The organism is Kingella sp. (in: b-proteobacteria) (genome assembly GCF_030527935.1).
GTDB lineage: Bacteria > Pseudomonadota > Gammaproteobacteria > Burkholderiales > Neisseriaceae > Kingella_B.
The window spans coordinates 1-19,957 of record NZ_JAUMZV010000005.1; the positions used below are offsets into that span (position 1 = coordinate 1).

At 43.7% G+C, this 19,957-nt stretch carries 34 protein-coding genes; 32 read left to right on the top strand and 2 right to left on the bottom strand.

The features are described 5' to 3' along the window. Window positions 1–145: 145 nt before the first annotated feature. Window positions 146–1,816 carry a glucose-6-phosphate isomerase gene (gene pgi / locus Q4A85_RS02325; RefSeq protein ID WP_303107533.1) on the top strand — a complete coding sequence of 557 codons (1,671 nt, stop codon included), beginning with the start codon at window positions 146–148 and terminating at the stop codon, window positions 1,814–1,816. 157 nt (window positions 1,817–1,973) lie between these two features. Here pgi and ubiM read toward each other — a convergent pair whose 3' ends face one another. After that, window positions 1,974–3,152 carry a 5-demethoxyubiquinol-8 5-hydroxylase UbiM gene (gene ubiM / locus Q4A85_RS02330; protein ID WP_303107535.1) on the bottom strand — a complete coding sequence of 393 codons (1,179 nt, stop codon included), beginning with the start codon at window positions 3,150–3,152 and terminating at the stop codon, window positions 1,974–1,976. 189 nt (window positions 3,153–3,341) lie between these two features. On the opposite strand from ubiM, the gene Q4A85_RS02335 reads away from it, so the two are divergent. The 30 genes from Q4A85_RS02335 to Q4A85_RS02480 all read left to right on the top strand — a co-directional run bounded on the left by Q4A85_RS02335 (window position 3,342) and on the right by Q4A85_RS02480 (window position 17,967). Then, window positions 3,342–3,512: a hypothetical protein gene (locus tag Q4A85_RS02335; RefSeq protein ID WP_303107537.1), complete on the top strand. Its 171-nt coding sequence runs from the start codon at window positions 3,342–3,344 to the stop codon at window positions 3,510–3,512. Window positions 3,513–3,607: 95 nt separating this feature from the next. Then, window positions 3,608–4,255, top strand: a complete 648-nt coding sequence (rplC, locus tag Q4A85_RS02340) for a 50S ribosomal protein L3 (RefSeq protein ID WP_303107538.1) — start codon at window positions 3,608–3,610, stop codon at window positions 4,253–4,255. Next, the gene (gene rplD, locus Q4A85_RS02345) at window positions 4,255–4,875 is read left to right on the top strand and encodes a 50S ribosomal protein L4 (RefSeq protein ID WP_303107541.1); all 621 of its coding nucleotides are present in this window, start codon (window positions 4,255–4,257) and stop codon (window positions 4,873–4,875) included. Before rplC ends, rplD begins: the two co-directional genes overlap by 1 nt. Continuing rightward, complete coding sequence (rplW, locus tag Q4A85_RS02350) at window positions 4,872–5,186, top strand: 50S ribosomal protein L23 (RefSeq protein WP_303107543.1); 315 nt, start codon at window positions 4,872–4,874, stop codon at window positions 5,184–5,186. The genes rplD and rplW overlap by 4 nt, the downstream gene beginning before the upstream one ends. 2 nt (window positions 5,187–5,188) lie before the next feature. Further along, window positions 5,189–6,022, top strand: a complete 834-nt coding sequence (gene rplB, locus Q4A85_RS02355; protein ID WP_303107544.1) for a 50S ribosomal protein L2 — start codon at window positions 5,189–5,191, stop codon at window positions 6,020–6,022. Between the two features lie 5 nt (window positions 6,023–6,027). Further along, window positions 6,028–6,303 carry a 30S ribosomal protein S19 gene (gene rpsS, locus Q4A85_RS02360; protein ID WP_040558517.1) on the top strand — a complete coding sequence of 92 codons (276 nt, stop codon included), beginning with the start codon at window positions 6,028–6,030 and terminating at the stop codon, window positions 6,301–6,303. 11 nt (window positions 6,304–6,314) lie between these two features. Then, on the top strand, window positions 6,315–6,644 hold the full coding sequence (gene rplV, locus Q4A85_RS02365; protein WP_303107546.1) for a 50S ribosomal protein L22: 330 nt from the start codon (window positions 6,315–6,317) through the stop codon (window positions 6,642–6,644). Window positions 6,645–6,653: 9 nt separating this feature from the next. After that, the gene (rpsC, locus tag Q4A85_RS02370; protein WP_303107547.1) at window positions 6,654–7,352 is read left to right on the top strand and encodes a 30S ribosomal protein S3; all 699 of its coding nucleotides are present in this window, start codon (window positions 6,654–6,656) and stop codon (window positions 7,350–7,352) included. After that, a complete protein-coding gene (rplP, locus tag Q4A85_RS02375) occupies window positions 7,336–7,752 on the top strand; it encodes a 50S ribosomal protein L16 (protein ID WP_303107548.1) in 417 nt (138 codons plus the stop codon). The genes rpsC and rplP overlap by 17 nt, the downstream gene beginning before the upstream one ends. Beyond that, complete coding sequence (gene rpmC / locus Q4A85_RS02380; RefSeq protein WP_303107550.1) at window positions 7,752–7,946, top strand: 50S ribosomal protein L29; 195 nt, start codon at window positions 7,752–7,754, stop codon at window positions 7,944–7,946. Before rplP ends, rpmC begins: the two co-directional genes overlap by 1 nt. Continuing rightward, a complete protein-coding gene (gene rpsQ / locus Q4A85_RS02385) occupies window positions 7,943–8,206 on the top strand; it encodes a 30S ribosomal protein S17 (RefSeq protein ID WP_303107551.1) in 264 nt (87 codons plus the stop codon). Before rpmC ends, rpsQ begins: the two co-directional genes overlap by 4 nt. A 365-nt stretch (window positions 8,207–8,571) precedes the next feature. Next, the gene (rplN, locus tag Q4A85_RS02390) at window positions 8,572–8,940 is read left to right on the top strand and encodes a 50S ribosomal protein L14 (protein ID WP_303107553.1); all 369 of its coding nucleotides are present in this window, start codon (window positions 8,572–8,574) and stop codon (window positions 8,938–8,940) included. 17 nt (window positions 8,941–8,957) lie between these two features. Further along, a complete protein-coding gene (rplX, locus tag Q4A85_RS02395) occupies window positions 8,958–9,299 on the top strand; it encodes a 50S ribosomal protein L24 (protein ID WP_303107555.1) in 342 nt (113 codons plus the stop codon). A gap of 1 nt (window position 9,300) precedes the next feature. Further along, window positions 9,301–9,840 carry a 50S ribosomal protein L5 gene (gene rplE / locus Q4A85_RS02400; RefSeq protein ID WP_303107557.1) on the top strand — a complete coding sequence of 180 codons (540 nt, stop codon included), beginning with the start codon at window positions 9,301–9,303 and terminating at the stop codon, window positions 9,838–9,840. A 2-nt stretch (window positions 9,841–9,842) separates the two neighbouring features. After that, window positions 9,843–10,148, top strand: a complete 306-nt coding sequence (rpsN, locus tag Q4A85_RS02405; RefSeq protein ID WP_303107559.1) for a 30S ribosomal protein S14 — start codon at window positions 9,843–9,845, stop codon at window positions 10,146–10,148. 14 nt (window positions 10,149–10,162) lie between these two features. After that, window positions 10,163–10,555 carry a 30S ribosomal protein S8 gene (gene rpsH / locus Q4A85_RS02410; RefSeq protein WP_303107561.1) on the top strand — a complete coding sequence of 131 codons (393 nt, stop codon included), beginning with the start codon at window positions 10,163–10,165 and terminating at the stop codon, window positions 10,553–10,555. Between the two features lie 20 nt (window positions 10,556–10,575). Further along, entirely contained in the window at window positions 10,576–11,109 is a 534-nt protein-coding gene (gene rplF / locus Q4A85_RS02415; RefSeq protein WP_303107563.1) for a 50S ribosomal protein L6, read from the top strand. 18 nt (window positions 11,110–11,127) lie between these two features. After that, window positions 11,128–11,481, top strand: a complete 354-nt coding sequence (gene rplR / locus Q4A85_RS02420) for a 50S ribosomal protein L18 (protein WP_303107564.1) — start codon at window positions 11,128–11,130, stop codon at window positions 11,479–11,481. Window positions 11,482–11,500: 19 nt separating this feature from the next. Continuing rightward, the gene (gene rpsE, locus Q4A85_RS02425; protein ID WP_303107566.1) at window positions 11,501–12,013 is read left to right on the top strand and encodes a 30S ribosomal protein S5; all 513 of its coding nucleotides are present in this window, start codon (window positions 11,501–11,503) and stop codon (window positions 12,011–12,013) included. After that, on the top strand, window positions 12,013–12,198 hold the full coding sequence (rpmD, locus tag Q4A85_RS02430; RefSeq protein WP_303107567.1) for a 50S ribosomal protein L30: 186 nt from the start codon (window positions 12,013–12,015) through the stop codon (window positions 12,196–12,198). Before rpsE ends, rpmD begins: the two co-directional genes overlap by 1 nt. A gap of 3 nt (window positions 12,199–12,201) precedes the next feature. Continuing rightward, window positions 12,202–12,630 carry a 50S ribosomal protein L15 gene (gene rplO / locus Q4A85_RS02435; RefSeq protein ID WP_303107568.1) on the top strand — a complete coding sequence of 143 codons (429 nt, stop codon included), beginning with the start codon at window positions 12,202–12,204 and terminating at the stop codon, window positions 12,628–12,630. Between the two features lie 12 nt (window positions 12,631–12,642). After that, on the top strand, window positions 12,643–13,944 hold the full coding sequence (gene secY, locus Q4A85_RS02440) for a preprotein translocase subunit SecY (protein ID WP_303107570.1): 1,302 nt from the start codon (window positions 12,643–12,645) through the stop codon (window positions 13,942–13,944). Window position 13,945: 1 nt separating this feature from the next. Next, on the top strand, window positions 13,946–14,164 hold the full coding sequence (gene infA, locus Q4A85_RS02445) for a translation initiation factor IF-1 (protein WP_303107572.1): 219 nt from the start codon (window positions 13,946–13,948) through the stop codon (window positions 14,162–14,164). A 23-nt stretch (window positions 14,165–14,187) separates the two neighbouring features. Beyond that, window positions 14,188–14,301 carry a 50S ribosomal protein L36 gene (gene rpmJ / locus Q4A85_RS02450; protein WP_002642304.1) on the top strand — a complete coding sequence of 38 codons (114 nt, stop codon included), beginning with the start codon at window positions 14,188–14,190 and terminating at the stop codon, window positions 14,299–14,301. A 49-nt stretch (window positions 14,302–14,350) separates the two neighbouring features. Continuing rightward, window positions 14,351–14,713, top strand: coding sequence for a 30S ribosomal protein S13 (gene rpsM, locus Q4A85_RS02455; RefSeq protein ID WP_303107575.1), 363 nt, complete (start codon window positions 14,351–14,353; stop codon window positions 14,711–14,713). A gap of 12 nt (window positions 14,714–14,725) precedes the next feature. Beyond that, the gene (gene rpsK, locus Q4A85_RS02460) at window positions 14,726–15,121 is read left to right on the top strand and encodes a 30S ribosomal protein S11 (RefSeq protein WP_003795931.1); all 396 of its coding nucleotides are present in this window, start codon (window positions 14,726–14,728) and stop codon (window positions 15,119–15,121) included. Between the two features lie 15 nt (window positions 15,122–15,136). Next, on the top strand, window positions 15,137–15,757 hold the full coding sequence (rpsD, locus tag Q4A85_RS02465) for a 30S ribosomal protein S4 (protein ID WP_303107579.1): 621 nt from the start codon (window positions 15,137–15,139) through the stop codon (window positions 15,755–15,757). Between the two features lie 25 nt (window positions 15,758–15,782). Then, a complete protein-coding gene (rpoA, locus tag Q4A85_RS02470) occupies window positions 15,783–16,769 on the top strand; it encodes a DNA-directed RNA polymerase subunit alpha (protein WP_303107580.1) in 987 nt (328 codons plus the stop codon). Window positions 16,770–16,794: 25 nt separating this feature from the next. Next, entirely contained in the window at window positions 16,795–17,160 is a 366-nt protein-coding gene (gene rplQ, locus Q4A85_RS02475) for a 50S ribosomal protein L17 (protein WP_303107581.1), read from the top strand. Window positions 17,161–17,250: 90 nt separating this feature from the next. Continuing rightward, window positions 17,251–17,967 (top strand): hypothetical protein, encoded by a 717-nt coding sequence (locus Q4A85_RS02480; RefSeq protein ID WP_303107583.1) that lies wholly within the window; start codon window positions 17,251–17,253, stop codon window positions 17,965–17,967. A 51-nt stretch (window positions 17,968–18,018) separates the two neighbouring features. Here the strand turns inward: Q4A85_RS02480 and Q4A85_RS02485 are convergent, their stop codons facing one another. Then, a complete protein-coding gene (locus Q4A85_RS02485) occupies window positions 18,019–18,345 on the bottom strand; it encodes an FKBP-type peptidyl-prolyl cis-trans isomerase (protein WP_303107584.1) in 327 nt (108 codons plus the stop codon). Window positions 18,346–18,516: 171 nt separating this feature from the next. Here Q4A85_RS02485 and Q4A85_RS02490 point away from each other — a divergent pair, with 171 nt between their 5' ends. Further along, window positions 18,517–19,845, top strand: a complete 1,329-nt coding sequence (locus tag Q4A85_RS02490) for a deoxyguanosinetriphosphate triphosphohydrolase (protein WP_303107664.1) — start codon at window positions 18,517–18,519, stop codon at window positions 19,843–19,845. Window positions 19,846–19,957: the final 112 nt, after the last annotated feature.

Below are 19,957 nucleotides of genomic sequence, written 5' to 3' on the forward strand. Positions count from 1 at the left end.
TCATAGGGGAAATTCTAACTTAATGTGAATTTCCTGAGTTATCTAGGACAGCCCCTAAAATTTTCAGGCTGCCTTTTACGCCCCAAAGGCAGCCTGAAAATCACTATAATCCCAACCCTTACCCCACAACCAAAAGGAAAACAGCATGACCACCCCCGCTAATCTCCCCGCATGGCAAGCCCTGCAACAAGACTACGAACAAACCAAAACCATCCAAATGCGCGACCAGTTTGCCCAAGACCCCGCGCGCGCCGACCGCTATTGGCTGGAAGTGGGCGGCTTGGCGGTGGATTTTTCCAAAAACCGCATCAACGACACCATCATCGCCCATCTGGTTGCCCTAGCCGAGCAAGCGGGGCTGCCCGAGCGCATGAAACAAATGTACAGCGGCGCAAAAATCAACGAAACCGAACACCGCGCCGTGCTACACGTCGCCCTGCGCAACCGCAGCAACACGCCGATTAAGGTGGACGGCAAAGACGTGATGCCCGAAGTGAACCACGTTTTGCGCCACATGGGCGACTTTGCCCGCGCCGTGCGCAGCGGCGAATGGCTGGGCTACACCAACCAAGTCATCACCGATGTAGTCAATATCGGCATCGGCGGCTCGGATTTAGGGCCTTTGATGATGTGCACCGCGCTGAAAAACTTTGGGCATCCGCGCCTGAATATGCACTTCGTTTCCAATGTGGACGGCACGCAAATGCGCGATGTGCTGGAAGTGGTGCACCCCGAAACCACGCTGTTCATCATCGCATCCAAAACGTTTACCACCCAAGAAACCATCACCAACGCCCACACCGCCCGCGAATGGTTCTTGCAAGAAGGCAGCGAAAAAGACATCGCCAAACACTTCGTTGCCATTTCCACCAACCAACACGCCGTCGCCGAATTTGGCATAGACACCGAGCATATGTTTGAATTTTGGGATTGGGTGGGCGGACGATACAGCCTGTGGTCAGCCATTGGCTTGCCCATCATGCTGTATTTGGGCGAAGAAAACTTTATTGAAATGCTCGCAGGCGCGCACCTGATGGACCAACACTTCATCAACGCCCCGCTCTCGCGCAACCTGCCCGCGCTGATGGGCTTGCTGGGCATTTGGTACATCAACTTCTACGGCGGTGGCAGCCATGTGATTGCGCCTTACGACCAACACCTGCACCGCCTGCCCAAATATGTGCAACAGCTAGACATGGAATCCAACGGCAAACAAGTGCAAATGGACGGCACGCCCGTCGCCACCGACACAGGTCCAATCATCTGGGGCGAAACAGGCATCAACGGGCAACACGCCTTTTTTCAACTGCTGCACCAAGGCACGCACATCACGCCCATTGACCTGATTGCCAGCCTAGAAAAACGCAGCAACCTACCGGGCCATCACGAAATCTTGTTAAGCAACGTGTTTGCCCAAGCCGAAGCCTTTATGCGCGGCAAAACGCCCGACGAAGCCCGCGCCGAGCTGCAAGCGCAAGGCTTGCCTGCTGATGAAATTGAAGCCCTTGTGCCACACAAAACATTCAGCGGCAACCGCCCCACCAACGTTATCCTGCTGGATAAAATCACCCCGCGCAACATGGGCAGCCTTATCGCTATGTATGAACACAAAGTCTTCACCCAAGGCGTGATTTGGGGCATCAACAGCTTTGACCAATGGGGCGTGGAGCTGGGCAAGCAATTAGCCAAAACCATTCTCGCCGAGCTCACAGGCGAAATCGCCCCGCAACAACACGATTCATCCACCAGCAAACTGGTGCGCCGCTATCGCCAAGCCAACTGCGAAACAGACGGCACTTGCGCGTTGTTTGAATAATGGGGTAGGGCGGTTGGGGGGATGAATAGGCAGCCTGAAACGGGGAATAGCGTTTCAGGCTGCCTTTGTATGGTTGGGCGGATGATGGTGTGTTGCGTAGTTTTCAGGCTGCCTTAAACGATGTGTTAAGGCAGCCTGAAAACAGTTTCAAACAAATTTAGCCCGTAAGCTGTTTGCTAATCAATTTTTTCAACGGCGGCAAATTATTGCTCACGCGCAACACCGCCCCGCGCAGCAACTTCGCGGGCGCGCTGTCGTTGGTAAAGAACGACACCATTGCATTCGTGCCGTGATACAGCGGGCGCGTGTGCAACTGATGCTTCACGTTATACATCTCTAACACATCCTTGGACGCAATATCCTTGCCCTTGGCATCCGCCTGCAACACCAATTTCGCCAAAATTTCCGTGCTTTCCAAGCCCAAATTCCAGCCATGCGCGGTAACAGGGTGCATCCCCACCGCCGCATCGCCCACCAACGCGCAGCGCGTGCCCACAAACGTGCTCGCGTGCGCCCCCACCAGCGGATAATGGTGCACCGTGCCCGCAATTTCCATCTCGCCCAAGCGGCCATTCAACATTTTTTGCGCTTCCGCCGTCAAATCTTCGGGCGACAAATCCAGCAATTCATGCGCCTTGGTGTTGGTAATCGTAATCACGCAGTTGGTCAAATGCTCTTCCAGCGGCAGCAACGCCAGCGTGCGCCCGTAAAAGAAACACTCGCTCGCCGTGTGCTGATTAGAAATCGTGTGCTTGGTGCGGAACACAATCACCGTGCGCCCAAAATCGTGCATATCCGCCGCAATGCCCAGCTGCCGCCGCGTTTGCGAAAAGCGACTGTCCGCCGCAATCAACAGCCGCGCCGTAATCGTATCGCCATTTTCCAGCTCAACCAGCGCACGGTTCTCGTTCGTCTCCACGCTTTTCACGCCCACGCCACAACGCAGTTCCACATTGGCACACTCCGCCACTTCTTCATACGCCGCGCGGCGAATATTGTGATTAGAAATTAAATTGCCCAAGCGGTCGGTCTCGCCGCCCCGCGCCTTGCTCGGCTGCGGAAAATGCAAAGTGTAATCGCTCGTGCCATTAAACACCTTCGCATCGCGCAAACGATAAATCTCATTTTCAGGAATCCGCTGCCACATCCCCAACCGCTGCATAATCTCGCGCGACAAATGCGTCAGCGCAATCTCCCGCCCGTCATACGGCGGATTTTGCAACGTCTCCAACGGTGCTTTCTCAATAATCGTTACCCGCAAACGGCTGTCTTTCAACTGCCGCGCAAACGCCAAACCAGCAGGGCCACCGCCCACAATCAAAATATCGGTATCCATGATGTTTCCTTAATATCAGAGAGAAGGGAATAGAGCAGGACAGGCTTATCCGCCCAGTAAAAGGCAGCCTGAAAACCTAGCCACCCAGTTTCAGGCTGCTTTTTACACTCACATTGAGCAGCAAGCAGCTCAAAGAAAACCTATTGTACTATTTAAAATAAACAATCGCTAACGAAACGCACACACAAATTGAAAACAGCCCTAATGCAGCCTGAAAAACCCATTGTCGTAACCAAAACCACCACCATCCAGCCAAACATTGTAACCAAAAAAAGCCCCAGCGCACGGCAAGGTAACCTGAAAACCAAATTTACGCTTGAAAAATATGAAGTTTTAATTGGAAAGCGCAAACAAATATGATATAGTACGCGACTTGGCATTCGTGCCAAGTAAATTTTTGTCCATTTAAGATTGCTCAATCGCAAGCAATCCCTTTGTTAAACAAGGAAATAATCATGGCTTTAGGTCTGGTTGGATGCAAAGTAGGCATGACCCGCGTGTTTACAGAACAAGGCGCATCTGTTCCTGTAACTGTGTTGGAAATGACTGCTAACCGCGTTACCCAAGTGAAATCCAAAGAAACGGATGGCTATACGGCCGTTCAGGTTACCTTTGGTGAGAAAAAAGCAAACCGTGTAAACAAAGCAGAAGCTGGGCACTTTGCAAAAGCAGGTGTTGAAGCAGGTTGCGGCTTGCACGAGTTTGTTGTTTCTGAAGAAAAAGCAGCCGAATTGAAAGCTGGCGATGTTATTACCGTATCCCTGTTTGAAGTAGGTCAATTGGTTGATGTAACAGGCACATCCAAAGGTAAAGGCTTCTCAGGTACGATTAAACGCCACAATTTCGGCGCACAACGCACTTCGCACGGTAACTCACGTTCGCACCGTGTTCCGGGTTCTATCGGTATGGCACAAGACCCTGGTCGCGTGTTCCCTGGTAAACGCATGGCTGGTCAGTATGGTAATACCAAATCAACTGTTCAGCATTTGGAAATTGTACGCGTTGATGCAGAACGCAATCTGCTGTTGGTTAAAGGTGCCGTTCCGGGTGCAGTAAACAGCAATGTTGTGGTTCGCCATAGCGTTAAGAAAGCAGGTGCGTAATGGAATTAAAATTGATTGATGCGAAGGGTCAAGTTTCAGGCAGCGTTGCTGCATCTGATGCTTTGTTTGCCCGCGAATACAATGAAGCATTGGTTCATCAGTTGGTAACAGCATTCTTAGCGAATGCTCGCTCTGGCAATCGCGCACAAAAAACACGCGCCGAAGTGAACCACTCCACCAAAAAACCATGGCGGCAAAAAGGTACAGGTCGTGCTCGTTCTGGTATGACTTCATCTCCATTGTGGCGTAAAGGTGGTCGTGCATTCCCTAACAAACCTGACGAAAACTTCACTCAAAAAGTAAACCGCAAAATGTATCGCGCTGGTATGGCGACTATTTTGTCGCAACTGGTTCGTGATGAGCGTTTATTTGTGATTGAGAGTTTGTCTGCTGCAACGCCTAAAACCAAAGAATTTGCTGAACAAGTAAAAAACTTGGGTATGGAGCAAGTGCTGTTTGTTACCAAGCAGCTAGACGAGAACGTATATTTGTCTTCACGCAATTTGCCTAATGTATTGGTGCTAGAAGCAACACAAATTGACCCATACAGCTTGTTGCGCTACAAAAAAGTAGTGATAACAAAAGAAGCAGTTGCACAGTTAGAGGAGCAATGGGTATGAATCAACAACGTTTGATGAAAGTAATTTTGGCTCCCGTTGTAACTGAAAAAAGCAACTTGGTTGCCGAAAAACGCGACCAAATGGTATTCAAAGTGTTAAAAGATGCAACCAAAACCGAAATTAAAGCAGCTGTTGAATTGCTGTTTAATGTAAAAGTTGCTTCTGTAACAACCACGACCACAAAAGGCAAAGTAAAACGCTTTGGTCGTACATTGGGTCGCCGCAGCGATGTAAAAAAAGCCTATATCAGCTTAGTGGCTGGTCAAGAGCTAGACTTAGAAGCCGCAGCCGCTGCTGCAGATAAGGAATAAGCATGGCTATCGTAAAAATGAAACCAACTTCTGCTGGTCGTCGCGGCATGGTTCGCGTGGTAGCAGAAAGTTTATACAAGGGTGCAGCTTATGCTCCTTTGCTAGAAAAACAAAGTTCTACTGCGGGTCGTAATAACAATGGTCATATCACTACTCGCCACAAAGGCGGTGGTCATAAGCACCATTACCGTGTTGTTGATTTTAAACGCAACAAAGATGGTATTCCTGCAAAAGTAGAACGCATTGAGTATGACCCTAACCGTACTGCACATATTGCATTGTTGTGCTACGCTGATGGTGAGCGTCGTTATATTATTGCTCCGCGTGGTGTTCAAGCTGGTGCAGTATTGGTATCGGGTTCGGAAGCAGCAATTAAAGCAGGTAATGCCTTGCCTATCCGCAATATCCCAGTAGGTACAACGATTCATTGTATTGAAATGAAACCAGGTAAAGGTGCGCAAATTGCACGTTCTGCGGGTGCTTCTGCGGTATTGTTAGCAAAAGAAGGTATTTACGCCCAAGTTCGTTTGCGTTCCGGTGAGGTTCGTCGCATTCATGTAGATTGCCGCGCTACTATCGGTGAAGTGGGTAACGAAGAACAAAGCCTGAAAAAAATCGGTAAAGCTGGTGCAAACCGTTGGCGTGGTATTCGCCCAACTGTACGCGGTGTAGTGATGAACCCAGTAGATCACCCACATGGTGGTGGTGAAGGTCGCACAGGCGAAGCTCGTGAACCTGTTAGCCCATGGGGTACACCTGCCAAAGGTTATCGTACTCGTAACAACAAACGTACAGACAACATGATTGTTCGTCGTCGTTATTCAAATAAAGGTTAATTGACATGGCTCGTTCATTAAAAAAAGGTCCATACGTTGACCTGCATTTATTGAAAAAAGTGGATACAGCTCGTGCCACTAACGACAAACGCCCAATTAAAACATGGTCTCGTCGTTCAACTATTTTACCTGATTTTATTGGTCTAACTATTGCTGTTCATAATGGTCGCACGCATGTACCTGTGTTCATCAGCGATAATATGGTTGGCCATAAATTAGGTGAGTTCTCATTGACTCGTACCTTTAAAGGTCATTTGGCTGATAAAAAAGCTAAGAAATAAGAAGGTGAAATATGAGAGTATCTGCACAACACAATAATGCCCGTATTTCTGCTCAAAAAGCTCGCTTAGTAGCAGACATGATTCGTGGCAAAGACGTTGCCCAAGCTCTGAATATCTTGGCATTTAGCCCTAAAAAAGGTGCTGAGTTGATTAAGAAAGTTTTGGAGTCTGCTATTGCCAATGCTGAGCATAATAATGATGCTGACATTGATGAATTGAAAGTAGTTACAATTTTTGTAGATAAAGGTCCTAGCCTAAAACGCTTTCAAGCTCGTGCAAAAGGTCGTGGCAACCGTATTGAAAAACAAACTTGTCATATCAATGTGACAGTAGGCAACTAAGGAACAACAATGGGACAAAAGATTCATCCAGTTGGCTTCCGTTTAGCCGTAAATAAAGACTGGTCTTCAAAGTGGTTTGCTAAAAGTACCGATTTTGCAACTGTTTTGAAACAAGATATTGATGTACGCGAATATTTAAGCAAACGTTTAGCTAATGCATCAGTTGGTCGCGTTGTAATCGAACGCCCTGCTAAGTCTGCTCGTATTACCATTCATTCAGCTCGTCCGGGTGTGGTAATTGGTCAAAAAGGTGCAGATATTGAAATCTTGAAAAAAGATTTGGAGAAACTGTTGGGTGTTGCGGTTCACGTTAATATTGAAGAAATTCGCAGACCTGAATTGGATGCACAAATTATTGCTGATGGCATTGCGCAACAGTTAGAAAAACGTGTTCAATTTCGTCGTGCGATGAAACGTGCCATGCAAAATGCAATGCGTGCTGGTGCCAAAGGCATCAAAATTATGACATCTGGTCGTTTGAATGGTGCTGATATTGCGCGTAGCGAATGGTATCGCGAAGGTCGTGTGCCATTGCATACGCTGCGTGCTGATGTAGATTATGCAACCAGTGAAGCTTTAACAACTTATGGCATTATTGGTTTAAAAGTATGGGTTTACAAAGGCGAAATGGGTCAGGCTCAAATGCAGCCTGAACGCGAAAATCGCCGCAGTAACAGAAAGGGTGGTAGAAATGCTACAACCAACTAGACTGAAATATCGCAAGCAACACAAAGGTCGTAATACAGGTATTGCTACTCGTGGCAATACGGTAAGTTTTGGCGATTTTGGCTTAAAAGCAGTTGGGCGTGGTCGTTTAACTGCTCGCCAAATTGAAGCAGCACGTCGCGCTATGACACGTCATATCAAACGTGGTGGGCGTATTTGGATTCGTGTATTTCCTGATAAACCGATTACTGAAAAACCAATTCAAGTTCGTATGGGTGGCGGTAAAGGTAATGTGGAGTATTATATTACTGAGATTCAACCTGGGAAAGTATTGTACGAAATGGATGGTGTGAATGAGACTTTGGCTCGTGAAGCATTCGCTTTGGCTGCTGCTAAATTGCCAATTTCAACCACGTTTGTAGCGAGACAGGTGGGTAAATAATGAAAACCAATGAATTAAAAGAAAAATCAGTAGAACAACTAAATGAGACTTTGGTTGATTTATTGAAACAGCAGTTCGGTTTACGTATGCAACATGCTACTGGTCAGCTGGGTCAAACTAGTGAAATAAAACGAATGCGTCGTGATATTGCTCGTGTAAAAACCATTATCTCTGAAAAAGGTGTCCAATCATGAGTGCTGAAAAAAATATTCGTACTTTGCAGGGCAAAGTAGTAAGTGATAAGATGGATAAAACTGTAACGGTGTTGATTGAGCGCAAAGTGAAGCATCCGTTGTATGGTAAAATTATTCGTCGTTCTACCAAAATCCACGCTCATGATGAGCAAAACCAATATGGAATTGGTGATGTTGTAGTGATTCAAGAGTCTCGTCCATTATCTAAAACCAAATCTTGGGTGGTTAAAGAGCTGGTTGAAAAAGCACGTACCGTATGATATGAAAATGAGACTTAATTAAGTGAAATTTGCTAAAAATAGCAAATTTCACTTTTATTGATATGGGGGATATATTTAATTTTTAAGAATAAAATATTTACCTTAAAGTTACTGCATAAATTAGGATAATTCGAAGATTTTGTTTTTGATTCGCTAATGGGCGAGCAAAATAATTATTGTACCATGGTGTGCTTGCGAAAATCAAAAAACGTGGTATAATTGTATCTTTCTTATTGTCCTTTCTGGATATTCCTCTTTGAGGGCCAAAACTGATTTGCTTAAAATTTAATAGCAGTTAAATTTTATTTTGTGTTTCTTTATTTAGGGTGCAGCAAATTAAGTTGGATTTTTAAAGGTTATTTAACATGATTCAAATGCAAACTATTCTAGATGTTGCTGATAATTCTGGTGCGCGTCGAGTAATGTGTATTAAGGTGGTTGGTGGTTCTAAGCGTCGCTATGCTAACGTTGGCGACATTATTAAAGTGGCAGTGAGGGATGCTACTCCTCGGGGGCGTGTAAAAAAAGGCGATGTTTATAATGCTGTTGTGGTTCGTACGGCGAAGGGTATTCGTCGTTCTGATGGTGCGTTAATTAAATTTGATAATAATGCGGCTGTGCTGCTGAATAATAAACTTGAGCCTATGAGTACTCGGATATTTGGTCCTGTAACGCGCGAGTTGCGCACAGAGCGCTTTATGAAAATTGTTTCGTTGGCGCCCGAGGTGTTGTGATAATTTGAGGGTTTGTAATGAATAAGATTATTAAAAATGATCAAGTTGTTATTATTGCTGGTAAAGATAATGGCAAGCAAGGACGAGTAATTCGTGTATTGGGTAACAAGGTAGTTGTTGAAGGTGTTAATGTTGTTAAACGTCATCAAAAACCCAATCTTATGCGTAATATTGAGGGTGGTGTTGTTGTTAAAGAAATGCCGATTTCAATTTCAAATGTTGCTATCTTAAATCCGGATACGAAAAAAGCGGATCGCGTGGGTGTTAAAGTAGTCGTTGTTAATAATCAGGTAAGACGCGTCCGTGTATTTAAGTCTAGTGGTGTAGAGATTCCTGCTATAATTATGGAGCGTAATTAATATGGCGCGTTTACAAGAGTTTTATAGAAATATAGTTGTACCAGAGTTGGTAAAGCAATTTGGTTATAAATCAATCATGGAAGTTCCGCGTATTGAAAAAATAACTCTGAATATGGGTGTGGGTGAGGCAGTTGCTGATAAAAAAGTAATGGAGCATGCGGTTGGTGATTTGCAAAAGATCTCTGGACAAAAACCAGTAGTAACTGTTGCGCGTAAATCTATCGCTGGTTTTAAAATTAGAGATAACTATCCAATAGGTTGTAAAGTTACTTTGCGTCGTGAAAGGATGTTTGAGTTTTTAGATCGATTGGTTAGCATTGCATTGCCTCGTGTTCGTGATTTTCGTGGTGTGAATGGCAAATCATTCGATGGAAGCGGAAATTATAATATGGGCATTCGGGAACAAATTATTTTCCCGGAGATTGAGTACGATAAAATTGATGCGTTGCGTGGATTGAATATTACAGTCACAACTACAGCAAAAACCGATGAAGAGGCTAAAGCCTTGCTATCATTATTTAGATTTCCATTTAAAGGTTAATTATGGCTAAGAAAGCACTTGTTAATCGTGAAATAAAGCGTGTTGCGCTAGCTAAAAAATATGCTGCAAAACGTGCTGCTATTTTTAAAATTATTAATAATGCGAACGTAACAAATGAAGAGCGCTTTGAAGCTCGGTTAAAGCTTCAATCAATTCCTCGTAATGCTGCTCCTGTTCGGCAGCGTCGACGTTGTGCTATTACTGGTCGCCCTCGTGGAGTGTTCCGAAAGTTTGGTTTGGGGCGTATCAAAATTCGGGAAATTGCTATGCGTGGTGCAATTCCTGGTGTTATTAAAGCCTCTTGGTAATGGAAGTATAAAATATGAGTATGCATGATCCTATTTCTGATATGTTAACCCGCATCCGTAATGCTCAGCGCTCAAGTAAAGTTTCTGTAAGCATGCCTTCTTCAAGATTAAAATGTGCTATTGCGAGCGTATTAAAAGAAGAGGGGTATATTGATGATTTTTCTATATCTACTACTGGGAAGCCTGAATTATCTATTGTTTTAAAATATTATTTGGGTAATCCCGTTATTGAGCAAATTAAACGTATTTCGCGCCCAGGTCTTCGTATTTATAAAGGAGTGAACGACATTCCTTTTGTAATGAATGGATTGGGGATAGCTATTATTAGTACTTCGCAAGGTATCATGACGGATCGTAAGGCACGCAGTTTGGGTGTTGGTGGCGAATTGTTGTGTACTGTTGCTTAAAGTTAGGAGGAGATTTAAAAATGTCTCGAGTGGCAAAAAATCCCATAGCAATCCCTGCTGGGGTTGAAGTAAACTTTGAAAGTGATGTGCTAGTTGTTAAAGGCAAAAATGGCGCGCTATCTCTCAATTTAATTGATGATGTTAGAATCGAGTTGGATAATGGGCAGCTAACTTTTGTACCTAGTAATAATAGTAAGCAAGCAAATGCAATGTCTGGTACTATGCGTGCATTGGTTGCTAATAGTGTTAAAGGAGTATCGGAAGGTTTTGAGAAGAAATTGCAATTGGTTGGTGTAGGATATCGAGCTCAAGCTCAAGGGAAAATACTAAATTTATCTTTAGGTTTTTCTCATCCTGTTACGCATGAAATGCCAGAAGGTGTTTCAGTATCAACCCCATCTCAAACTGAAATTATATTAACTGGTGCAGATAAGCAAATTGTTGGGCAGGTTGCTGCAGATATACGTGCGTATCGGCTACCAGAACCCTATAAAGGTAAAGGGGTACGCTATTCTAACGAAATTGTAGTTATGAAAGAAGCTAAGAAAAAATAATAAATTGAGGTCATTGGTATGAATAAAAAAAATGCAAGATTACGCCGTGCTAGTAAAACACGTGCAAAAATTTCAGACTTAAAAATGATGCGATTATGTGTATTTCGTACTAATAATCACATCTATGCACAAATTATTGATGCAAATGGAGCTAATGTATTGGCATCCGCATCTACCGTAGATAAAGAGATTCGGTCTCATATCAAGTTTGGTGGCAATGTTGAGTCTGCTTCTGTTGTAGGTAAATATATTGCAGAAAGGGCTAAATTAGTAGGCATTGAAGAGGTTGCTTTTGATCGGTCTGGCTTTCAATATCATGGTCGAATAAAGGCATTAGCAGAATCTGCTCGTAATAATGGCTTGAAATTCTAGAAATTTAGGGATTAAAACAATGGCAAAACATGAAACAGAAGAACGTAATGACGGCCTAATTGAAAAAATGGTTGCTGTGAATCGTGTAACAAAAGTTGTTAAGGGTGGTCGTATTATGGCGTTTTCAGCTTTGACCGTAGTAGGAAATGGAGATGGGCAAATTGGGATGGGGAAGGGCAAATCTCGCGAAGTACCAGTTGCTGTTCAGAAAGCAATGGATCAAGCGAGACGTAATATGATTAAAATTCCATTAAAAAATGGAACGATATATCATGAAGTGCTTGGTCAACATGGCGCAACAAAAGTTTTTATTCAGCCTGCAAAAGAGGGCAGTGGAATTAAAGCTGGGGGACCGATGAGATTGGTGTTTGAAGCTATGGGGATTCATAATATCTCTGCCAAAGTACATGGTTCAACTAATCCATATAATATTGTTCGTGCTACTTTAAATGGACTGGCACAGCTGTATACACCATCTGAGATTGCTGCTAAACGTGGTTTATCAGTAGAAGAAATTTTAGGGATTAAATAATGGTAGAGAAAAGAGTTATTAAGGTTACTTTAGCGAAGAGTTTAATTGGAACTATTAATGCGCACAAAGCATGTGTACGTGGTTTGGGTTTGCGTCGCGTGGGACACACAGTAACGATTCTAGATACGCCCGAAAATAAAGGGATGATTAATAAAGTTAGCTATTTATTAAATGTGGAGTTGTAAAATATGTTTTTAAATACAATTCAAGGTGTTTCAAGTAACCATGCGAAACGTCGAGTAGGTCGTGGTATTGGTAGTGGATTAGGTAAGACTTGCGGGCGAGGGCATAAAGGGCAAAAAAGTCGTGCAGGTGGATACCACAAAGTTGGTTTCGAAGGTGGGCAGATGCCATTACAACGGCGTTTGCCTAAAAGAGGTTTTAATTCATTAACTGCTAAATCTAATGTACAAATTACATTAAGCGAGTTAGATTCCATAAAAGCTGATGTTATTGATTTAATCGTTTTGAAACAATTAGGATTAGTATCAGAAAATGTTAAGTCAATTAAGGTGATTTTTTCTGGAAATATAAAAAAACCAATTATATTAAAGGGTTTTCGAGTGACCCAGGGGGCAAAAAAAGAAATTGAAGCGGCTGGTGGGAAGGTTGAATAGGGTTTTATAAAAGTGGCAGCAAAACTATTTCTTTCTAAACAATCAACACTATGGTTTAACCAAGAATTTAGAAGTAGGGTGCTATTCTTGTTGGGAGCGTTGGTTGTATTTCGTATTGGCTCACATATACCAGTACCTGGTGTAGATGCTAATGCCTTAGCTCGAGTTTATCAGCAAGGGGCAAGTGGTAATATATTAAATATGTTTAATATATTTTCTGGTGGCGCATTGGAGCGATTTAGTATTTTTGCTATCGGCATTATGCCTTATATATCTTCATCAATTATTATGCAATTGGCAAGTGAAATAATTCCCACGCTTAAAAGTATGAAAAAAGAAGGTAATACGGGGCGCAAATTTATTACCAAATATACAAGATTAGGAACAGTTTTATTAGCTGCTATGCAGAGTATTGGTGTAGCGACCTTTGTGCTGGGGCAAAAAGTAGTTGTAATTAACCCATTTGAATTTTATATTTCCACAATAACTTGTTTAGTTGGCGGGACAATGTTTTTAATGTGGTTGGGTGAGCAAATTACAGAAAGAGGAATAGGGAATGGTATTTCACTACTTATAACGGCGGGGATTATTTCTGGAATACCATCAGCAATAGCCTTGCTTAATAATTTAGCTCAAGAACGCCCGCTATTTGCTATATCACTTTTGTTTGTAGTCGTGTTGCTAGTTTTGGGAATTGTTTTTATTGAGGGTGCACTTAGAAAAGTACCCATCCAATATGCGAAGCAACAGAATGCAGGTGGTTATTTTTTGAATGGTAGTGCAGCACATCTTCCATTTAAGTTAAATATGGCAGGTGTTATACCACCTATTTTTGCATCTAGTATCATTATGCTTCCATCAATGCTATTAAATTGGATAGGCTCTGAGAATATTAAAATTAGTGGTATTTTATCTGCGTTGCAACATGGACATATAGCATATATGATAATATTTGCTGCTGCTATCATATTTTTTTGTTATTTTTATACGGCACTTGCGTTTAGTCCACGCGAAATAGCAGAAAATTTGAAAAAAAGTGGTGCTTTTGTCCCAGGTGTTAGGCCAGGAGAGCAAACATCAAAATATTTAGAGAATGTTGTCCTGAGATTAACTTTTTTTGGTGCACTATATATTGCTTTTGTTTGTCTGTTGCCTGAAATCTTAACTTCTTTTGTAGGAGTGCCATTTTATTTGGGAGGTACTTCACTATTAATTTTAATAGTTGTTGTAATGGATTTTAATACTCAGGTCGCATCATATCGAGTTACTCAGCGATATGAGGGTCTTGTTCCGAGTAAGAGTGGATTGAGGTAGTATGGCGAAAGAAGATGTAATACAAATGCAGGGAGAGGTCATTGAAACTTTGCCTAATGCAACTTTTAGAGTAAAACTGGAAAGTGGTCATGAAGTAATCGGTCATATATCTGGGAAAATGAGAATGCACTATATTCGGATATTACCAGGTGATAAAGTTACTGTTGAAATGACTCCATACGATTTAACACGAGCTAGAATCGTTTTTAGATCTAAGTAAATATTTGAAATAAGGATAGAGTGATGCGTGTGCAACCATCTGTAAAACCAATTTGTCGAAATTGTAAGGTGATACGGCGTAATCGAGTGGTACGTGTAATTTGCACGGATCCACGACATAAACAACGTCAGGGTTAGTCTTGCAACAATATGCTAATTTTCTTAATTAAATAATAAGGAACAAATTATGGCTCGTATAGCAGGGGTTAATATCCCAAATAATGCTCATATCATAATTGGTCTTCAGGCTATTTATGGTATTGGAGCAACCCGTGCCAAAATGATTTGTGAAGCTGCTGGTGTTTTAGGTAGTCACAAAGTTAAAGATTTGGACGAAAAGCAATTAGAAGCACTCCGTGAAGAAGTTGCCAAATATGAAGTTGAAGGTGATTTGCGTCGCGAAGTAACAATGAACATTAAACGGCTTATTGATATGGGTTGTTATCGAGGTTTCCGTCACCGTCGTGGACTTCCTTGTCGTGGACAGCGTACACGTACAAATGCCCGTACTCGTAAAGGGCCTCGTAAAGCAATTGCAGGTAAAAAATAAGGGAAATAAATAATGGCTAAAGCAAACACAGCTTCGCGTGTACGAAAAAAGGTACGTAAAACCGTAAGTGAAGGTATTGTTCATGTTCATGCATCATTTAACAATACGATTATCACAATTACAGATCGTCAAGGAAATGCGTTATCTTGGGCTACCTCTGGCGGTGCAGGTTTTAAAGGCTCACGTAAAAGTACACCATTCGCTGCTCAGGTAGCAGCAGAATCTGCTGGTAAAGTTGCCCAAGAGTATGGTGTAAAAAATTTAGAAGTTCGCATAAAGGGTCCTGGTCCTGGACGTGAATCTTCTGTTCGTGCGCTTAATGCTCTTGGTTTTAAAATTACCAGTATCACAGATGTTACTCCGTTACCTCATAACGGATGTCGTCCATCAAAAAAACGTCGTATTTAATGGAGTAATTTAAGCATGGCACGTTATATTGGTCCTAAATGTAAATTATCTCGTCGTGAGGGCACTGATTTATATTTAAAAAGTGCGCGTCGCTCTTTGGATTCTAAATGCAAAATGGAATCTGCACCTGGGCAGCATGGTGCAAAAAAACCTCGTCTTTCAGGCTACGGTCTTCAATTACGCGAAAAGCAAAAAATCCGTCGCATCTATGGTGTATTGGAACGTCAATTTAGACGTTATTTTGCAGAAGCTGATAGACGAAAAGGTTCAACAGGCGAATTGTTGTTACAACTATTAGAATCTCGATTGGATAATGTGGTTTATCGTATGGGATTCGCTTCAACACGCGCGGAAGCTCGTCAACTTGTTTCTCATAAGGCTTTGATGGTAAATGGGCAGGTTGTAAATATCCCTTCTTTTCAAGTAAAAGCTGGTGATGTGGTTTCTATTCGAGAAAAGGCGAAGAAACAAGTTCGTATTCAAGAAGCAATGAACTTAGCCACTCAAATTGGTTTGCCAAGTTGGATTTCTGTTGATGCAACAAAATTAGAAGGTACTTTTAAAAATGTACCTGATCGTGCTGAATTGTACAGTGATATTAATGAACAGCTTGTGGTAGAGTTCTACTCTAAATAAAACTTGCACAGTAAGGGGTAATTAAATGCAAAATAGCACTTCCGAAATTTTGAGACCTCGCCAAATTGATGTTGATGCTTTATCGCCAACACACGCAAAAGTTTCTATGCAGCCATTTGAGCGTGGTTTCGGACATACTTTGGGTAATGCTTTGCGCCGTATCTTACTGTCATCAATGAATGGTTTTGCGCCAACTGAAGTAACAATTGCAGGTGTTTTACACGAATACTCTACCTTAGATGGTGTTCAAGAAGATGTTGTTGATATTTTATTGAATATCAAAGGTGTTGTATTTAAGCTTCATGGTGGTAGCACAGAGGCTGTTATTACATTAAAAAAAGAAGGTTTAGGTGTAGTAACAGCTGCTGATTTTGAATTGCCTCACGACGTTGAAATTATCAATCCAGAGCAAATTATTTGTCATTTGGCTGCAAATGGGAATATTGATATGGAGGTTAAGGTAGAGCAGGGTCGTGGTTATCAATCAGTTGCTGGTAGAAAAGCCATCAAAGAGCAAACTAAAATTGGCTCTATTCAATTGGATTCAAGTTTTTCACCTATTAGCCGTGTTAGTTTTGAAGTTGAGGCGGCTCGTGTTGAGCAGAGGACAGATTTAGATAGTTTGGTCTTGGATATTGAAACAAATGGTTCAATTGAGCCTGAAGAGGCAGTTCGTGCTGCCGCGCGAATTTTGATTGATCAAATGTCAATATTTGCTGATTTGGAAGGCACGCCCATCGAAGTTGAAGAAGAGAAAGCACCGCCAATTGACCCTGTTCTGTTGCGTCCTGTGGATGATTTGGAATTAACCGTTCGTTCAGCAAATTGCTTGAAGGCAGAAGATATTTATTATATCGGTGATTTGATTCAACGTACTGAAACTGAGTTGTTGAAAACGCCTAATTTGGGTCGTAAATCCTTGAATGAGATTAAGGAAGTTTTGGCATCCAAAGGTTTAACTTTGGGTTCTAAACTGGAATCTTGGCCTCCTGTTGGATTAGAAAAACCCTAGGCTTTAAAGTTTAAAGGATAATGATATGCGCCATCGTAATGGTAATCGCAAATTAAATCGTACCAGTAGCCACCGCGCAGCCATGCTGCGTAATATGGCAAACTCTTTATTAACGCATGAAACGATTGTAACAACTTTGCCCAAAGCAAAAGAGTTGCGCCGTGTGGTTGAGCCTTTGATTACTTTGGGCAAAAAACCATCGTTAGCTAATCGTCGTTTGGCGTTTGACCGCACACGCGACCGTGATGTTGTGGTTAAACTATTTGGCGATTTGGGCACACGTTTTGCTTCTCGCAATGGCGGCTATGTTCGTATTTTGAAATATGGCTTCCGCAATGGCGACAATGCACCTTTGGCATTGGTTGAGCTAGTGGATAAAGCTGCTGAGTAAGATAGAAATAAATTATTATTATTTAAGTAAAGCCGAGCTATTTTTAGTTCGGCTTTTTCTCAAACCAAAGCATTTTTATTAGGAATGGATATGGTTAATTTGTATCAAATATTAGGTTTGTCTTATTCAGCAACCAGTGATGAGATTCAGGCTGCTCTTGAAAGAAAGCAATCCAATCTTGATGCTAAAACGGTAAAAGCGGTTACTGAGTGGTTGTTGGTGGAGAGTGTGCGGACACGCTATGATGCGAAGTTGCGCCAAGAGCAGCCTGAATTTTTTCAGGCTGCAATGGTTGAAGGAACAACGCCCGCAACGACCGTAAGCCTGCAAAAAAATGAAACGCAGGAAACGCGACAACCGCAAACGGCAGAAGAATATTACGTCCCCGAGCTATGGAATCCTACCGCTGCCGTAATTTGGGCGATATTGTTCTCTCCTGTATTCGGTGCTTGGCTGCATGCGATTAACTGGCGAGAATTGGGCGAAGAAAAATTAGCCAAACAGAATATGTATTTTGTTTGGGGCGTAGTAGCATTAGATTTAGCTGTCTTTTTTGTCTTGATGTTTACTGATATTCAACTTCCGCGCTTTGGGCCTGCTGCGGCAATTTGGGCAGCATGGTTTGCTGTACTAGGTAAAAAGCAAATTGATTTTGTTCGCAATGAAGTGAACAATGATTATGACAAGAAAAAATGGGGCAAACCCATCGGGCTGGCCATCTTGGCTGTGCTTGCTTATGGCGCGATGATTCTTGGTTTGACTTATTTGCTGGTTATCGCGGGTATGATTCAACTGCCCACTGAATAAAAAAAACGGTGTGATGATTCACACCGTTTTGCGTTTTCAGGCTGCCTTAAATCAATCATGCACGCGCAGCAGTTCCACTTCAAAAACCAAGGTAGCGTGTGGTGGAATCACGCCGCCTGCGCCATGTGCGCCGTAGCCCATTTCTGGCGGGATGGTCAGTTTGCGTTTGCCGCCTTCTTTCATGCCATCAAAGCCTTCATCCCAGCCTTTGATGACTTGCCCCATGCCTAGCGTAATGGTTAAAGGCTGGTGGCGGTCTAGGCTGGAATCAAATTTTGTGCCATCGGTGAGCCAGCCCGTGTAATGCACGGTAATTTTTTTGCCTTTCTGCGCTGATTTGCCTTCGCCCATTTGTAAGTCTTCAATGATTAAACTCATGCTTTGCCTTTCTGATTGCGTTGAAAAGCCGCAAGCCTATCACAAAACTGCTTTTCAGGCTGCCTACATTTGTTTACAATCAAAAAACGATTATTTCACAACAAGATAACCTTTTTCAGGCTGTCTATTCCGCTCCGCAAAGACAGCCTGAAAACCCCAAAGGAAACCATGATGATGAACTGGCAACAACTCATGTCGTCCACCCGTTTTCAGATTGACGAACACGGCAATATCTCCGCCGCGCCGCCCAAAGCGCACACGCCTTACCGCACGCCCTTTCACACCGACTACGACCGCGTGGTTTTTTCCAACGCTTTTCGCCGCTTGGGGCGCAAAACCCAAGTGCATCCGCTAGCCAAAAATGACCACACCCACAACCGCTTAACCCACAGCGTTGAAGTCGCCAGCGTGGGGCGCAGCTTGGGTAACCTTGTGGGCGAACAATTACGCGCCGAGCAAAAATTGCCCGCCCCGCTCTCGCCCAACGACCTTGCCACCACCGTGCAAACCGCCTGCCTTGCCCACGACATCGGCAATCCCCCATTTGGGCACACGGGCGAAGATGCCCTGCGCGATTGGTTTAGGCAGCCTGAAAACGCGGTTTACACCGCCCCGCTTACCCACGCGCAACGCCGCGACATCCAAACCTACGAAGGCAACGCCCACAGCCTGCGCCAAACCGCCAGCATTGAAATGTACCGCAATCGCGGCGGAATGCGCCTTACCGCCGCCAGCTACGGCGCGTTGCTCAAATACCCGTGGACAAGCAGCAGCCCGCAAGGGCAACGCAAATTCAATATTTATCAAACCGAATTGCCGCTTATCACCCACATCGCCCGCGAGCTGGAGCTGCCTGAAATTGCCGCCAACCATTGGGCGCGCCATCCCTTGTCCTACCTGATGGAAGCCGCCGACGACATCTGTTACGCGCTGATGGATTTGGAAGATGCCGTGAGCCTAGATTTGCTGAACCACAACGAAATCGCCGAAATTCTCGCCCCGCTCGTTGCACCCGAAGCCACGCAACACGCTACCAGCCCGCGCGAACGCACCGCCATGATGCGCGGCATTGGCATCGGCGCGGCGATTGGCGGCATCGCGCAAACGTTTATCGCCCATCACACCGCCTTGCTTAACGGCGATTTTCAAGGCAAAGATTTGATTGAACAAAGCCCCGCCGCCGTGCGCGAAGCATTGCAAAACGCCAAAATACTCGCCCGCGAGCGCATTTTCCGCCACCGCGTGAAAGTGGAGCTGGCGGCGTTTTCCTGCATTGCGTCCATGCTGGATTTGCTGGTGCCCGCCGCGTACGCGCTGATTATCTCGGGCCACTGCAAAAAGCAGCACAAACTGGCATTGAGCCTGCTGGAAAACGACCCGATTACCGAGCGCGACAGCTTGTATTTGGCATATATGAAAATTTTGGATTTTATCGGCGGCATGACCGATAACTACGCCGCCACCATCGCGCAAGAAATATCAGGTATCAGCATGGTGTAATAATCCTCAATGAAAACAAACCATTGCTGGCTTTGTGTTAAATTGTGCTTTACAAAACGCGGCTGCGCCTGTATTATCGCGCTTTCTTGATTTGCAAGCGCAATTAAATTGA

Excerpts from the sequence above, each read along its gene's own strand:
- pgi (WP_303107533.1), top strand. The coding sequence starts at position 146 with ATGACCACCCCCGCTAATCTCCCCGCATGGCAAGCCCTGCAACAAGAC.
- ubiM (WP_303107535.1), bottom strand. The coding sequence starts at position 3,152 with ATGGATACCGATATTTTGATTGTGGGCGGTGGCCCTGCTGGTTTGGCG.
- rplC (WP_303107538.1), top strand. The coding sequence starts at position 3,608 with ATGGCTTTAGGTCTGGTTGGATGCAAAGTAGGCATGACCCGCGTGTTT.
- rplD (WP_303107541.1), top strand. The coding sequence starts at position 4,255 with ATGGAATTAAAATTGATTGATGCGAAGGGTCAAGTTTCAGGCAGCGTT.
- rplW (WP_303107543.1), top strand. The coding sequence starts at position 4,872 with ATGAATCAACAACGTTTGATGAAAGTAATTTTGGCTCCCGTTGTAACT.
- rplB (WP_303107544.1), top strand. The coding sequence starts at position 5,189 with ATGGCTATCGTAAAAATGAAACCAACTTCTGCTGGTCGTCGCGGCATG.
- rpsS (WP_040558517.1), top strand. The coding sequence starts at position 6,028 with ATGGCTCGTTCATTAAAAAAAGGTCCATACGTTGACCTGCATTTATTG.
- rplV (WP_303107546.1), top strand. The coding sequence starts at position 6,315 with ATGAGAGTATCTGCACAACACAATAATGCCCGTATTTCTGCTCAAAAA.
- rpsC (WP_303107547.1), top strand. The coding sequence starts at position 6,654 with ATGGGACAAAAGATTCATCCAGTTGGCTTCCGTTTAGCCGTAAATAAA.
- rplP (WP_303107548.1), top strand. The coding sequence starts at position 7,336 with ATGCTACAACCAACTAGACTGAAATATCGCAAGCAACACAAAGGTCGT.
- rpmC (WP_303107550.1), top strand. The coding sequence starts at position 7,752 with ATGAAAACCAATGAATTAAAAGAAAAATCAGTAGAACAACTAAATGAG.
- rpsQ (WP_303107551.1), top strand. The coding sequence starts at position 7,943 with ATGAGTGCTGAAAAAAATATTCGTACTTTGCAGGGCAAAGTAGTAAGT.
- rplN (WP_303107553.1), top strand. The coding sequence starts at position 8,572 with ATGATTCAAATGCAAACTATTCTAGATGTTGCTGATAATTCTGGTGCG.
- rplX (WP_303107555.1), top strand. The coding sequence starts at position 8,958 with ATGAATAAGATTATTAAAAATGATCAAGTTGTTATTATTGCTGGTAAA.
- rplE (WP_303107557.1), top strand. The coding sequence starts at position 9,301 with ATGGCGCGTTTACAAGAGTTTTATAGAAATATAGTTGTACCAGAGTTG.
- rpsN (WP_303107559.1), top strand. The coding sequence starts at position 9,843 with ATGGCTAAGAAAGCACTTGTTAATCGTGAAATAAAGCGTGTTGCGCTA.
- rpsH (WP_303107561.1), top strand. The coding sequence starts at position 10,163 with ATGAGTATGCATGATCCTATTTCTGATATGTTAACCCGCATCCGTAAT.
- rplF (WP_303107563.1), top strand. The coding sequence starts at position 10,576 with ATGTCTCGAGTGGCAAAAAATCCCATAGCAATCCCTGCTGGGGTTGAA.
- rplR (WP_303107564.1), top strand. The coding sequence starts at position 11,128 with ATGAATAAAAAAAATGCAAGATTACGCCGTGCTAGTAAAACACGTGCA.
- rpsE (WP_303107566.1), top strand. The coding sequence starts at position 11,501 with ATGGCAAAACATGAAACAGAAGAACGTAATGACGGCCTAATTGAAAAA.
- rpmD (WP_303107567.1), top strand. The coding sequence starts at position 12,013 with ATGGTAGAGAAAAGAGTTATTAAGGTTACTTTAGCGAAGAGTTTAATT.
- rplO (WP_303107568.1), top strand. The coding sequence starts at position 12,202 with ATGTTTTTAAATACAATTCAAGGTGTTTCAAGTAACCATGCGAAACGT.
- infA (WP_303107572.1), top strand. The coding sequence starts at position 13,946 with ATGGCGAAAGAAGATGTAATACAAATGCAGGGAGAGGTCATTGAAACT.
- rpmJ (WP_002642304.1), top strand. The coding sequence starts at position 14,188 with ATGCGTGTGCAACCATCTGTAAAACCAATTTGTCGAAATTGTAAGGTG.
- rpsM (WP_303107575.1), top strand. The coding sequence starts at position 14,351 with ATGGCTCGTATAGCAGGGGTTAATATCCCAAATAATGCTCATATCATA.
- rpsK (WP_003795931.1), top strand. The coding sequence starts at position 14,726 with ATGGCTAAAGCAAACACAGCTTCGCGTGTACGAAAAAAGGTACGTAAA.
- rpsD (WP_303107579.1), top strand. The coding sequence starts at position 15,137 with ATGGCACGTTATATTGGTCCTAAATGTAAATTATCTCGTCGTGAGGGC.
- rpoA (WP_303107580.1), top strand. The coding sequence starts at position 15,783 with ATGCAAAATAGCACTTCCGAAATTTTGAGACCTCGCCAAATTGATGTT.
- rplQ (WP_303107581.1), top strand. The coding sequence starts at position 16,795 with ATGCGCCATCGTAATGGTAATCGCAAATTAAATCGTACCAGTAGCCAC.
- Q4A85_RS02480 (WP_303107583.1), top strand. The coding sequence starts at position 17,251 with ATGGTTAATTTGTATCAAATATTAGGTTTGTCTTATTCAGCAACCAGT.
- Q4A85_RS02485 (WP_303107584.1), bottom strand. The coding sequence starts at position 18,345 with ATGAGTTTAATCATTGAAGACTTACAAATGGGCGAAGGCAAATCAGCG.
- Q4A85_RS02490 (WP_303107664.1), top strand. The coding sequence starts at position 18,517 with ATGATGAACTGGCAACAACTCATGTCGTCCACCCGTTTTCAGATTGAC.